Here is a 13894-nt window from a genome sequence, read left to right on the forward strand (position 1 = left end):
ATACCTACATCAGAACCACGTTGAACTGCTCACGACCATATTGCGCTTCACACTGAAATAATATGGGTTTACCAATATGGTGTTCGAGCTCAGCCACTTTTGTTGAATCCTCGTCATTTAAGCGATCTATCACATCCTGCGAGGCCAGAATCAGAAACTGTTTTGCCTCATACTGTTTAGATTCACGCACGATTTCGCGGAAGATTTCATAACAGACGGTATCAACATTCTTGGTATAGCCTTTACCCTCACAGCAAGGGCAAGCTTCACACAAAATATGACCTAAACTTTCCCGGGTCCGTTTACGTGTCATTTCAACCAGACCAAGCTCTGAAACCGCACTGATATTATGACGAGCCCGATCTAACAGCATGGCTTTTTCCAATGCACGTAATACTTGCTCGCGATGTCCAAGCTCTTCCATATCAATAAAGTCGATAATGATGATACCGCCCAGGTTACGCACACGAAGTTGTCGGGCAATCGCATGTGCGGCTTCAAGGTTCGTTTTGAAAATGGTTTCTTCCAGATTCTTATGCCCTACAAAACCCCCGGTATTTACATCAACCGTGGTCATCGCTTCGGTCTGGTCAAAAATCAGATAGCCACCAGACTTTAACGGTACCTTACGTTGTAAGGCTTTCTGAATTTCATCTTCTACGCTGAACAAATCAAATAAAGGTAAGTCCCCTTTGTAATGCTCAAGCCGGGCTGCACACTCAGGCATAAAACCCTCGGCAAAATGCACCGCTTTGTGAAATGTCTCTTCAGAATCAATACGAATCCGGTCAACATCTGCAGAAAACAAATCACGTAATGCACGCATCGCCAGTGATAAATCTTCGTGTAAAGGCTCACCACACTTGACCAGTTGTTTACGTTCTTGCAGTTTCGCCCATAATCGATAAAGAAATTTGAGATCAGCTTTTAATTCTGCTTCTGATACACCTTCTGCAGCTGTTCGCAGAATATATCCACCGGCACCTTCTTCCAACAGATCAATCAAACAGGTTTTTAGTCGTTCACGTTCCTGCTCAGTTTCGATTTTTAATGAAACACCAATACCTTCTGTTTCTGGCATATACACTAAATAACGTGATGAAACAGACAGTTGCGTGGTAAGACGTGCACCTTTTGTCCCCATTGGATCTTTAATAACCTGAACCAAGATCTCCTGACCTTCACGCAGCAAGCTGCTTATGGTCGGTTCGACATTAGGTGCTTCTTTTAAATCGCCGGTTTGACCTTTTGGAATGGAAATATCAGATACATGTAAAAACGCCGCTCGTGCCAGGCCAATTTCAACAAAAGCCGCTTGCATGCCGGGTAAGACGCGACACACCTTGCCTTTGTATATATTCCCTACTAAACCACGATATTCATTACGCTCAATGAATACTTCTTGAAGTAGACCATTCTCAACTACGGCTGCACGAGTTTCACTCGGTGTCACGTTGATTAATATTTCACTACTCATTGGTCATCCATTGTTAATAAAAGTTGTCCCGTTTCCCTGATAGGCAATCCCATAATGCCAGAATAACTGCCTTCTATATGCTCGATAAACAACGCCGCCAGGCCTTGTACCGCATAACCACCAGCTTTATCGACACCTTCTTTAGTGTTGACGTACCAGAGAATATCCTTTTCTTTCATCTCAGTGAAGCGGACATCATTTACAGAAACCGAGCTTAATATGGAATTTCCTTTTGCTAATGCAATCGCCGTCATGACCTGATGCGTTTTACCCGATAACATTTTTAACATGGCTATCGCCTGTTCATCGTTCTCGGGTTTACCCAAAATAGTATTATCAACGACGACCGCAGTGTCAGCTGCCAGCACAGGCTTTTTATCCGCCGCCAATAATAATCCTCGCCCAGCTTGCGCTTTTAACTTAGCAATACGACTCACATAATCCAGCGGGAGTTCGTTATCAAGCGCAGATTCATCTACATCAGGATTGATAACAGAAAAGTCGACGCCCATCTGTAATAAAAGCTCACGTCGTCTTGGTGAACGTGAAGCAAGATAAATTGATGGAAAGTTCATGAGCGATGATAGGGATGATTTTGTAGGATAGTCCAGGCTCGGTATAACTGTTCTGCTAATACAACTCTTACAAGCGGATGAGGCAAGGTCATCGCAGATAAAGACCATTTCTGATTGGCGCGCTGCAAACAACTTTGATCCAGTCCATCGGGCCCACCAATCATTAAAGCAACATCACGTCCATCTGTCAGCCACTGCTGCATTTGTGATGATAATGCTTCGGTACTCCAACTTTGACCTGTCACTTCTAATGCCACCACGTGCTGGTTATCTGGAATCGCGGCCAGAATTCTCTGGCCTTCTTCTTTCTTCCACTGTTCTGGCTGCGCATTCTTAGTTCGGCGTGCAGGCATGATTTCCGTCAGTTGTAAGCCACATTCCCGAGGCATTCGTTTACTGTATTCTTCATAGCCCTCAGTCACCCAGCCTGGCATCTTATTGCCAACAGCGACGAGATTTATTTTCATTCCTGCTCAGCCGACGCCTGTTCACTTTGTGCTGGTACGGCCCATAATTTTTCGAGGTTGTAGGTCAGGCGCGTTTGCGGTGTCATGATATGTGTAATCACATCACCTAAATCTACAAGCGCCCATTCGCCAACTGTTTCCCCTTCAACCCCTAAAGGTTGTACACCTGCTGCTTTTGCTTGCATAACGACTTCATTTGCTAAAGCCTTCACCTGACGGCTTGATTTACCTGTGGCAATAATCATGATGTCCGTCACGTCAGTCATTTCTTTTACATCCAGTACCTGGATATCTTCTGCTTTAATGTCTTCGAGGGCATCGATGACCAATAATTTTAGTTGTTCTGCCTGCATTGGGCACTCCATTTAATCTATCTGTTTCATAGTGTAACGTAAGGGCTTATTAATATCCCGATTATTACGTGTCAATTAGTCTTTTTTATTAACGGTGTCAGTTGCTTGCGGAAACCAGCTCTGTGTTTTACCGGTGGCGTAATAAACCGTCAGGCCAAGCCATTCATGGCAGGCAGTTTCCAGCACTGCCAGATGTGCTGGTAAATCAAAATCCCAGTAACGATTATTGGGTTTATCACTCCGATAATCCACCGGGTAGGGAATCACATTAATATGCTGTTGCTTGGCAACACCAACTGCTCTGGGCATATGATAGGCTGAGGTAACTAAGATGTATCTGCCAGCAGGCTTAGGGAGTAAGGGCTTTAATTTCTGAAAATTCTCGTAGGTATTACGCGCCTGAGTTTCGATTATTAACCGCGTAGGATCGACACCCGCCTGTGAAAGCAGCATTTTAACAACCTGCCCTTCAGCATCTAGATCTTGCATCTGTACCAGATTGCTGCCACCAGACACAATTATCGGTAAGTCAGGGTATTGCCTGGCTAACTCAGCGGTTTTTAGAATGCGTTCTGCACCATCACCTACTTGTGCTGCTTGCCAGCTATCAGATAATTTTAATTGCTCTGCACCACCCAGCATAATAATGCCTGCTAATGGTTCCGGTATGTTTTCCGGTGCTGAAAAACGTGTTTCTAACGGGTGCATCAAGTAATCACCGACCGGATAACCCATCACTACAAACGACACAATACTCATCAAGAGCAGTAATTTTTTCGCCTGCCTGACATAATTAAGCCAAAGTAATAGTGTGGCAAAAAGAAGCAGCCAAACCATTAAACTTGTCGGACTGAGTAATCCCCATACCAGTTTGGATAATACAAAAAACAGATTATCCATCTGTTTCTGAAACTGATGATATTTGCGGGTAAAGGCCTAATTGCTCAATCAGACTAATCACAGCATCTGGTAAAAGATAACGTACATCCCGACCTTGTTCTAAGGCCTCACGAATAGCCGTCGCTGAAATCGACATTTGCGTCACAGGTACTGACCAAATTTTACCCGCGCTTAATTCGATATCTGCCTTTTCAGCTTGATGTTGTTCAAAAAAACTCTGAAGCTCATCACTCAATAAAAACGTTTCATCAGCCCGCTGCATCACAACAATATGTGCTAACTCAATGATCTGCTGCCAACGTGACCAGCTTGGTAAGCTGCAAAAGGCATCCGTTCCCATTAATAAAAATAGCGGTGTATCAGGAAAGTCTTCGCGCAGGCTTAGCAGTGTATCAACAGTATAGGAAGGTCCTTCCCTACTCAACTCACGATCATCAACAAGCAGTTTAGGATGATTTTTAATCGCCAGCTCCAGCATCATACGGCGCTGTTTTGCATTGGCAACGGGTTCAATACGGTGCGGCGGTATGGCACAAGGGATAAGACGAAGCTGATCCAGACTTAACTGTTCAACAACATCCAAGCCCGTACGTAAATGACCAAAATGAACAGGATCAAATGTGCCACCTAAAATCCCAATTGCCGGCTTATTTTCTGATCTGACCACTACCTAATACTATCCATTTTTGTGATGTCAAACCTTCAAGTCCTACTGGACCACGGGCATGAATTTTATCTGTCGAAATACCAATTTCAGCGCCAAGTCCATACTCAAAGCCATCTGCGAAACGCGTTGAGGCATTAACCATGACCGAGCTTGAATCAACCTCTGCCAGAAATTGTCTTGAACGCTGATAATCCTGCGTGATAATGGACTCAGTATGACCAGAACTATGTCTATTGATATGTGCTATTGCTTCATCAATATCATCGACGATTTTAATCGATAAGATAGGGGCCAAATACTCAGTATCCCAATCTTCAGCTGTCGCTTTATTGATATCAGTCAAAATCTGTAAGGTACGCTCACAACCTCTTAACTCAACACCTTCTTCAGCGTATTTCACAGCTAAACGAGGCAAAATGGCATTAGCTTCATCAGCCGCTATAAGCAGTGTTTCCATAGCATTACACACGCCATAACGATGGCATTTTGCATTAATCGCTATGGTTTCAGCCATATCCAGATCAGCGCCTTTGTCGATATAAACATGACAAATACCATCCAGATGTTTAATAACAGGTACCTTGGCATCTTGGCTAATACGTTCGATCAGTCCTTTACCACCTCTTGGCACGATAACGTCCACATACTCTGACATGGTAATTAAGGCACCTACGGCTTCACGATCAGTTGTTTCAACGACCTGAATAACAGCCTCTGGCAAACCAACAAGATTCAAACCACGTTGAATACATGCAGCGATAGCCTGGTTAGAGTGAATCGCCTCACTTCCACCACGTAAAATGGTCGCATTTCCTGACTTTAGACATAAGGCAGCCGCATCAGCCGTCACATTCGGACGTGACTCGTAAATGATGCCAACAACCCCCAAAGGCACGCGCATTTTGCCTAATTGAATACCTGAAGGACGATAGGTCATATCACTTACTTCACCGACAGGATCAGCTAAAGCAGCAATTTGCTCCAGGCCTTCGGCCATTGACTCAATGCGGGCATCGGTTAATGTCAGACGGTCTAGTAAAGCAGCGTCCAGACCTTTCTCTTGTCCTGACTTCAAATCACGGGCATTTTCCTGCTTCAATACTTCGGCATTAGCACGAATATCTGTAGCAATCGCCAGTAGTGCACGGTTCTTAATATCCGTACCCGCACTCGCGAGCTTGCGGCTGGCTAAGCGAGCCTGTTGACCTAATGTGTGCATGTAATCAATAACGTTCAATTAAGCACTCCTTTCCAATATTTGTGTTTGTATGTCTACTCCAGAAGCACTCAAACAAAGTGTTTCCAGAAGACGCCAAGGACAGTTTTTAGTTATCCCTTTCGCGGCCTGGTCGATATCAGACATTTGCTGTAAGAAAAAATGCCAGCGACTATAGTTATAGCGTTCGATAGCTTGTCGCATTACTGCTTTATTTTTATCCCAAACGGGGGGCTTTTGAGAGGCAAAAACACGTTCAATCTGCTCACCTGCAGCAACTTGGGAAGCCATATCCACCACACGCTGTAATGACCAATTTACCGCAGAAAAAACAGCCAGAATATCAACACCTTCGGCGCGTAAACGCGATATTATACGTGGGATTCTCGCATACTGTCCTGCAAATACTGCATCCATAAGTCCAAAAGCCTCAAACTTGGCATTATCAGCAACTGACGCCAACACCAAAGCTTCATCTATTTGTCCATCAAGACTGAGTAAAGAAAGTTTTTCAACTTCTTGTGCGGCGGCAAATAAATTACCTTCGACCCGTTCTGCGATCAGCGTGGCAATTTTAGGATCATTTTTAAGCCCTTTTGCCTGCATTCGTTGTGCTACCCACTGCGGTAGTTGAGCTAGAGCCACTGGCCATACAGGCACCGTAACACCTAAATTATCAAGCTCTGTAAACCACTTCGCTTTTTGTGAGCGGGCATCAATTTTGCCACTGATGATGAGCAAGGTTGTATCTGGTGGTGGGTTGGCGACAAATTGTCGTAAAGCCTCGCCACCCTCCTTACCAGGACTTCCGGAAGGCAAGCGGATTTCGATTAAACGCTGACTGGCAAATAAAGATAAGCTTTGGCCCTGCCACTTAATCTGCGACCAATCAAAACGGCCTTCAACGTTCCAAACTTCACGTTCATTTGCCCCAGCCTGACGAATATGCTGACGGATGATATCAGCAGACTCTTCAAGCAGAAGTGCCTCTTCCCCAAATAATAAATAAACAGGTTTTAATGAAGCCGATAAATGATTGCTTAACTGTTCCAGTCTTATCCGCATTGTTTACTTCAGTGCTGATAATCGTCTTAGCACATTCTGAACCATCTGTTTATTCAAATCGTTGTGGATAACCTGCTGCTGTTCACTCATGGCTAATAACTGATTACGATCAAACTGATAATCACGTCTGGCCTGAACAGTAATCACATCGCTCATCGGTTCACCGCTAGGCGAAGAGACTTTGAAAGAAAAACGTGTTTCCAACTCATACTCAGTGACTTTGGCATCTGAACCAACAGACAGTACGTTCTGATCAAACACATTTTCGACAACAGTCATCACTGCAGCACCTTCTTTATACGTATCCAGTACCTTGATACCATTACGTGTCAATGTGCGTTTTAGCTCTAAGCCAAATGAATTTTGTCGTATGTTCAACCCTTGTATATAGATGGTTTTTAACGATTCAGGCACATTGGCTTCACCTCTTAAATGAAAACCACAGGCTGTCAGTGTCAGCATCAATATACCGGTCATCAAACTCATCACTACACGATTCATTTTCATATCCTTAAATTTAGCCGGCGACCACAATATTTAATAAACGGCCAGGTACCAGAATGACTTTACGTACTTCTTTGCCTTCCGTGAACCGCTGTACATTTTCATCAGCGAAGGCCTGTGCCTCAACATCTTTTTGTTCAGCATCAGCCGCCACAGATATTTTGGCCCGTAATTTACCATTCACCTGAACCATTAACTCAATTTTGTCTTGCTTTAAAGCAGTATCATCAACTTCAGGCCAGGAGACATTAACAATGGCTTCATTATGTCCCAGAGTTTGCCATAAATGATGACAAATGTGCGGGGTAATCGGCGATAACATCAGCACCACCAGCTCAAGTGTTTCCTGCATTACCGCTCGCGCTTTATCACTGTCATCATTTAATTTAGTAAGGCTATTCATCAATTCCATCACAGCGGCAATTGCTGTGTTGAAGGTATGGCGACGGCCAATATCATCACTCACTTTAGCTAATGTTTGATGTGTCTGACGGCGTAAAGCCTGTAATGCTTCAGGTAAATCAGCCAGATCACCCGCTTTAACCACACCATGTTCAGCATGTTCAGTCACTGCACGCCATAGACGTCTAAGGAAACGATTAGCACCATCTACACCTTGGTCTGACCATTCCAGCGACATTTCAGGTGGTGCTGCAAACATCATAAATAAACGTGATGTATCGGCACCATACTGATCGATCAAGGCTTGGGGATCGACTGTATTACCTTTGGATTTCGACATTTTGGCACCATCTTTCAGCACCATGCCTTGCGTTAACAGGTTTTTAAATGGCTCATCTCCCGAGATCAGCCCTTCATCTCGCATCAGCTTGTGGAAAAAGCGCGCATACAATAAATGTAAAACCGCATGCTCAATACCACCGATATATTGATCAACAGGTAACCAATAGTCGGCTCTTTCATCCAACATCGCTTTTTTATTATCAGGACAAGCAAAACGGGCGAAATACCAAGATGATTCAAAGAAGGTGTCAAAAGTATCGGTTTCACGCTGTGCTGGTTTGCCACATTTAGGACAGCTGCACTCATAAAACTCAGGCATTGACTTAATTGGTGAACCTGAACCATCAACGATCACGTCTTCAGGTAAAACTACTGGTAAATCCTGTTCAGGTACGGCAACAGCACCACAATCATCACAATTGATAATCGGAATCGGAGTGCCCCAATAACGTTGACGAGAAACACCCCAGTCACGAAGTCTGTAATTAACCTGACGTTCCCCCTTATTCTGACTCACCAGAAAATCAGCGATAGCGTCAAAAGCTTCTTGTTCTTTTAAGCCATCAAACTGTTTAGAGTTAATCAACTCACCTTTTTCAGTGAATGCGGCTTTTGTTAAATCGGTTACTTGCTCATTTAACGGTTTAATAACTTGTTTTATTGGCAACTGATATTTTTGGGCGAACTCAAAATCACGCTGATCATGAGCAGGTACAGACATTACAGCTCCTGTGCCATAGCCCATCAATACAAAGTTAGCCGCCCACACAGGCACCTGTTCACCAGTAATGGGATGAACGGCCATCAACCCGGTATCCACGCCTTTTTTCTCTGCTGTTTCCATGGCCGCTTCAGAGGTTTCCATTTTCCGGCATTCATCAATAAATGTTTGCAGGATTGGATTGTCATTTGCCGCTTTAAGTGCCAGTGGATGCTCTGCAGCAACCGCCAGATAGCTCACTCCCATCAGGGTGTCCGGGCGCGTTGTATAGACCTCAAGAGTTTCTTTGCTTCCGACCATATCAAATTGAATCTGCACGCCTTCTGAACGTCCAATCCAGTTCGCTTGCATGGTTTTCACCTGTTCTGGCCAGCCATCAAGCTGATCCAAATCAGCAAGTAACTGATCGGCGTAGTCAGTAATCTTCATAAACCATTGTGGAATTTCACGACGCTCCACTTTGGTATCACAACGCCAGCAACAACCATCAATCACCTGCTCATTGGCTAATACCGTCTGATCGTGCGGGCACCAATTTACTGCAGCTGTTTTCTTGTAAACCAGCCCTTTTTCGAACAAGCGGGTAAACAACCATTGTTCCCAACGATAGTATTGTGGGGTGCAGGTAGCTAACTCACGTTGCCAGTCATAGCCAAGCCCTAAACGCTGTAACTGACCACGCATATAATCAATGTTCTGATATGTCCATGCAGCAGGCGCGACTTTATTTTTTATCGCCGCATTTTCTGCTGGCAGACCAAAGGCATCCCAGCCCATAGGTTGTAATACATTTTTACCCTGCATACGCTGATATCGTGCAATCACATCACCAATCGTGTAATTACGCACATGCCCCATGTGCAGTTGCCCACTGGGATAGGGAAACATCGACAAACAATAGAATTTTTCTTTAGAGGTGTCTTCCACAACATGGAAGCTATTATTTTCCTGCCAATATTGTTGTGCAGCTGATTCTACTTGGTCGGGACGGTATTCGTTTTGCATGGATTCTCTTTAAATCAGGGACTTGAAAAGCGCTAAGCATAACTCAGAGCACCAGTAAGGCTCAAAATAATCTGTCGTTTTGTTTAGCTAAAAAATAAAGCAGCTTGTTCAGCTGCTTTATTTCATGATGATGACATGGAGTACAACTGTGGGTTATTTTCCAGCAGCCATCAATATTTCATATTTTGCTTGTAGCTGATCATGTGTTTCTTCATTATCCGGGTCTTTTGGAATGCAATCGACCGGACAGACTTCAACACACTGTGGGGTATCGAAATGCCCCACACACTCAGTACATAAGTCAGGATCTATCTCATAGATTTCAGCACCTTGAGAAATAGCTCCATTTGGACATTCTGGTTCACAGACATCACAGTTGATACATTCATCAGTGATAAACAGCGACATGATTTACTCCAGTAAAATTCAATAATGATCTTAGCGCGGTTAGTTATGGGCAGGCAATTTACGTTTCAATGCTTGTTGCACACATGGCGAAACAAATTCAGAAACATCCCCACCCAATACAGCAATTTCTTTAACCAAAGTAGAAGAAACAAAACTTAAATTTTCCGCAGGCGTTAAGAATAACGTTTCCACTTTTGACTGCATCCGGCGATTCATGGTGGCCAATTGTAATTCATATTCAAAATCTGAGACCGCTCGTAAGCCACGAATGATCACATTCGCTCCCATACTGAGTGCTTCATTCACTAACAGGCCTTTAAAGCCGCAGACTTCCACATTGTCGATATCTTTGGTCGCTTCTTTGACTAATTCGACTCGCTCATCAAGACTAAACATCGGTTGCTTACCAGGGTTAATCGCCACTGCAACAATGATGCGTTCGAATAATGGTGAAGCACGCTTGATCAGATCTATATGTCCATAAGTGATGGGATCAAATGTACCGGGATATATGGCGACCGTGCTCAATCATCTTCTCCAGCATGAAATTCAAATAAGCAATATTTTACATCACCTGCTTTCTTTTCTTTCAATAAATACCATGCTGAGGGTAAATCAGGCCTGTCTTGTTTTGCCGGATACTCGAGATAAATCATGGCTCCATCACTCAACAGATTATGTGACAACAAGTCAGATGCCGTTTTTGTCCATAGATCTGCCTGATATGGCGGGTCAATAAACACAATATCAAACGTTTTATTGAGCGCCCCTATAGCATGTTCTGCAGATTTATTTTCAATATGACAATTCGGCGTCTGCAATACTTCAGCATTTTGTTTAAGCTGCATAAAGGCCTGACGGTTATTTTCAATCAGGACAACCTCAGCAGCACCTCTTGATGCCGCTTCGAAGCCTAGTGCACCACTGCCTGCAAACAGATCGAGACAGCGGCTGCCTCCAATATAAGGCTGCAACCAGTTAAATACCGTTTCTCGGGTGCGGTCACTGGTTGGCCTCAGACCTTCCACCTCAGGAAACGCTAATTTTCTACCCCGCCAAATGCCGCCAATAATCCTCAAAGCGCCAGTTCTAGCCTTATTATTTTGTTTCGCCACCCACTAATACCGTTAACATTTTGTCTGCATGAACACGTCTTTTAAACGCATCTTTTATATCAGCCACAGTCACGGCATTCACTTTATCGTTAAAGCTATCCAGATAATCCAGCGGCAATCCGTAAAAGCCTATCATAGAAAGATAATCAGCGATCTTGCTATTACTGTCTACTCTCAAGGCAAAACCACCTGTGATGTTTTGTTTTGCTGCTTTCAACTGTGCTTCAGTAGGTCCATTTTCAATATAAGTATTTAAGGTATCTTTGAGTACATGAAGCGCTTCTTCAGTTTGATCATTGCGTGTTTGCAGACCAAACACATACGGTCCTGATTTTTGCATCGGGCTGAAATAGCTATAAACACCGTAAGTCAGTCCTCGTTTTTCGCGTATTTCATCACTCAAAATAGATACCAGACCGCTACCGCCCAGAATGTGATTACCAACATACAGAGGAAAATAATCAGGATCATCACGACTCATGCCGATTTGCCCCATCATAATCGTGGTTTGAGACGACGGGAATGGCAATACCACTTCTTGTTGTTTTGAAAGCGGTGTTACTGCGGGTAACTCTGGAGCTGGACTTCCACTGTTCAGGTTCTTGGTTAAAGCAGTTGCCATTTGGCTTGCTTGCTGTTTACTGACATCGCCAACGATGACTACAACAGCATTTTTCGCCACATAAAATTGCTGATAAAACGCTTTTAAATTATCCAGATTAATTTTTTCTACACTAACCGTATCTCCCGCAGGCATGCTGCCGTAGGGATGCTTATCATAAAGTTTCTGGAAGAAAGTGCGTGTAGCAATACTTTGCGGAGACTGTTTTTCGCCTTGTAATGCAGTTAATAACTGCTGTTTTATTCGAAGAAATGAGATTTCGGGGAAGCTTGGTTTTGCTATTACTTCAGCAAACATCTTCAGCGCGGTATCAAACGCTTTTTTCTCAGTCAGCGTTCGTAAGCTCAACACCGCCATATCGCGTTGTGAATTGGCACTGTAATTTGCGCCAACCGATGAAAATGTATCCGCAATCGCATCAGCATCCATGCCTCCAGCGCCCTCATCAAGCATGGCATTAGTTAATTTTGCCAGTCCCGGATGCTCGCCATCACGCGCGGCACCGGCATTAAAAACAATATTCACATCAACCATCGGTAGCTCAGGTGCATTGACAAAATATACTCTGGCGCCGTTATCCGTTGTCCAGTGTTCAATATCAGGGCTGGCAAACAAGCTAGAACTGAATAATAACGTGATAACAAAAATCCATTGTTTAATGGACATATTGACCTCCGGCAGATGAAACAGGATGACGACCATTAAGTGGTAATGGCACTAACTCGCCAACCGTTAATTGATCGTTGGTAAGATACTTATTCGCTACAGCCTGCACTTGCTCGGCAGTAACTGCTTTGATGTTATCGACATATTGTTCACCTACACGCCAGTCCACACCAATGGTTTCCAGCATGCCAATCTGCATTGCCTGATAGAACACACTGTCTTTTTCATACACAGCATCAGCAACGACTTGCGCCTTCACACGATCTAATTCTTGTTGACTTACAGGTTGACTTTTAAGTTGAGAAATTTGTTCGATAATGGCTTTTTTGAGTTCATCTACAGATTTACCATTAGCCGGCGTTCCAGCAATAGTGAATAAATCTGACAAACGTGAAAATAAGCTGTTGCCAGCGCCAATACTTGCGGCGACTTGCTGTTCACGTACCAACTGTTTAGCAAATCTTGCACTGTTACCGCCATCAAGGATATTTGCCAAAACTTCCAGAGCATAAGGTTCCCAGGCATTTTCTTTAGCAACGGTGGTGACTGAAGATACCTTCCACCCCATCATTAAGTATGGCAACTCAGCAGGGGCTTTTACTTCTATTTCACGAATGCCTTTTTGATTCACTTCAACTTGCGGTTTTAATGTAGCAATTTTTTCTGGTTTTAAAGGCCCGAAATATTTCTTTGCCAAGGCCAGCACCGCTTTTGGTGAAACATCACCAACCACCACGACAGTGGCATTATTCGGTGCATACCACTTTTGATACCACGCTCTTAAATCACTGGCTTGATAGTGATTAATATCACTCATCCAACCAATAACCGGACGGTGGTATGGGCTACTCACAAAGGCAGCAGCATCAAATCTTTCTCTTAATAAGGCCTGCGGATTATCATCTGTACGCATACGACGTTCTTCAGCAACGACTTTCCGTTCTTTTAATAACTCATCAGGGTCAATGATGAGATTGCGCATTCTATCGGCTTCATTCTTAAAACTGACTTCTAATCTATCTTTATGAAGTTTTTGAAAATAAGCCGTGTAATCTTGTCCAGTAAAGGCGTTTTGCTCCCCCCCATTTTCGGCAATGATATGAGAGAACTCGTTCGGCGCCAGATGTTTCGTTCCTTTAAACATCATATGCTCCAGCATATGAGAAATCCCTGTTATCCCTTCATGCTCATAGCTCGCCCCGACCTTGTACCATACTTGAGAGACCACGACCGGTGCCCGGTGATCTTCTTTCACAATAAGCTTCAAGCCGTTGTCTAATTCAAACTCACTCACATTCGCTAAGGCTATCGTAGGTAAGAAAAAAATAAGCCAAGCTATTTTTTTTATATTCAGCATCTGCATCTCTTTTTTGTAACGCGTGATAAGAT

The 13894-nt window shown here is 43.7% G+C and carries 15 protein-coding genes; all 15 read right to left on the reverse strand.

Going from position 1 to position 13894, the window contains the following annotated elements:
- Positions 1 to 4: 4 nt before the first annotated feature.
- The 15 genes from rng to BM232_RS02065 all read right to left on the reverse strand — a co-directional run bounded on the left by rng (position 5) and on the right by BM232_RS02065 (position 13862).
- Positions 5 to 1477, reverse strand: a complete 1473-nt coding sequence (gene rng / locus BM232_RS01995) for a ribonuclease G (protein ID WP_091711520.1) — start codon at positions 1475 to 1477, stop codon at positions 5 to 7.
- The gene (locus BM232_RS02000) at positions 1474 to 2052 is read right to left on the reverse strand and encodes a Maf family protein (RefSeq protein ID WP_091711521.1); all 579 of its coding nucleotides are present in this window, start codon (positions 2050 to 2052) and stop codon (positions 1474 to 1476) included. The genes rng and BM232_RS02000 overlap by 4 nt, the downstream gene beginning before the upstream one ends.
- On the reverse strand, positions 2049 to 2519 hold the full coding sequence (gene rlmH, locus BM232_RS02005; protein ID WP_091711522.1) for a 23S rRNA (pseudouridine(1915)-N(3))-methyltransferase RlmH: 471 nt from the start codon (positions 2517 to 2519) through the stop codon (positions 2049 to 2051). Before rlmH ends, BM232_RS02000 begins: the two co-directional genes overlap by 4 nt.
- Positions 2516 to 2872, reverse strand: a complete 357-nt coding sequence (gene rsfS / locus BM232_RS02010) for a ribosome silencing factor (RefSeq protein WP_091711523.1) — start codon at positions 2870 to 2872, stop codon at positions 2516 to 2518. Before rsfS ends, rlmH begins: the two co-directional genes overlap by 4 nt.
- Positions 2873 to 2947: 75 nt before the next feature.
- On the reverse strand, positions 2948 to 3772 hold the full coding sequence (locus tag BM232_RS02015) for a YdcF family protein (protein ID WP_091711524.1): 825 nt from the start codon (positions 3770 to 3772) through the stop codon (positions 2948 to 2950).
- Complete coding sequence (gene nadD, locus BM232_RS02020) at positions 3765 to 4439, reverse strand: nicotinate-nucleotide adenylyltransferase (RefSeq protein ID WP_091711525.1); 675 nt, start codon at positions 4437 to 4439, stop codon at positions 3765 to 3767. Before nadD ends, BM232_RS02015 begins: the two co-directional genes overlap by 8 nt.
- Complete coding sequence (locus BM232_RS02025) at positions 4420 to 5676, reverse strand: glutamate-5-semialdehyde dehydrogenase (protein WP_091711526.1); 1257 nt, start codon at positions 5674 to 5676, stop codon at positions 4420 to 4422. Before BM232_RS02025 ends, nadD begins: the two co-directional genes overlap by 20 nt.
- Complete coding sequence (gene holA / locus BM232_RS02030; protein WP_091711527.1) at positions 5677 to 6720, reverse strand: DNA polymerase III subunit delta; 1044 nt, start codon at positions 6718 to 6720, stop codon at positions 5677 to 5679. It lies immediately after the preceding gene.
- A gap of 3 nt (positions 6721 to 6723) precedes the next feature.
- Positions 6724 to 7221, reverse strand: coding sequence for an LPS-assembly lipoprotein LptE (locus BM232_RS02035; RefSeq protein WP_091711528.1), 498 nt, complete (start codon positions 7219 to 7221; stop codon positions 6724 to 6726).
- Positions 7222 to 7237: 16 nt separating this feature from the next.
- Positions 7238 to 9694, reverse strand: coding sequence for a leucine--tRNA ligase (leuS, locus tag BM232_RS02040; protein WP_091711529.1), 2457 nt, complete (start codon positions 9692 to 9694; stop codon positions 7238 to 7240).
- A 153-nt stretch (positions 9695 to 9847) separates the two neighbouring features.
- A complete protein-coding gene (locus BM232_RS02045; RefSeq protein WP_091711530.1) occupies positions 9848 to 10102 on the reverse strand; it encodes a YfhL family 4Fe-4S dicluster ferredoxin in 255 nt (84 codons plus the stop codon).
- A gap of 39 nt (positions 10103 to 10141) precedes the next feature.
- Positions 10142 to 10630 (reverse strand): pantetheine-phosphate adenylyltransferase, encoded by a 489-nt coding sequence (gene coaD, locus BM232_RS02050; RefSeq protein ID WP_091711531.1) that lies wholly within the window; start codon positions 10628 to 10630, stop codon positions 10142 to 10144.
- Positions 10627 to 11217: a 16S rRNA (guanine(966)-N(2))-methyltransferase RsmD gene (gene rsmD, locus BM232_RS02055; RefSeq protein WP_091711532.1), complete on the reverse strand. Its 591-nt coding sequence runs from the start codon at positions 11215 to 11217 to the stop codon at positions 10627 to 10629. Before rsmD ends, coaD begins: the two co-directional genes overlap by 4 nt.
- Positions 11201 to 12505, reverse strand: coding sequence for a M16 family metallopeptidase (locus BM232_RS02060; protein ID WP_091711533.1), 1305 nt, complete (start codon positions 12503 to 12505; stop codon positions 11201 to 11203). Before BM232_RS02060 ends, rsmD begins: the two co-directional genes overlap by 17 nt.
- Positions 12495 to 13862 (reverse strand): M16 family metallopeptidase, encoded by a 1368-nt coding sequence (locus BM232_RS02065; protein ID WP_091711534.1) that lies wholly within the window; start codon positions 13860 to 13862, stop codon positions 12495 to 12497. The genes BM232_RS02060 and BM232_RS02065 overlap by 11 nt, the downstream gene beginning before the upstream one ends.
- Positions 13863 to 13894: the final 32 nt, after the last annotated feature.

The organism is Methylophaga sulfidovorans (assembly GCF_900114205.1).
Classification (GTDB): Bacteria; Pseudomonadota; Gammaproteobacteria; order Nitrosococcales; family Methylophagaceae; genus Methylophaga; species Methylophaga sulfidovorans.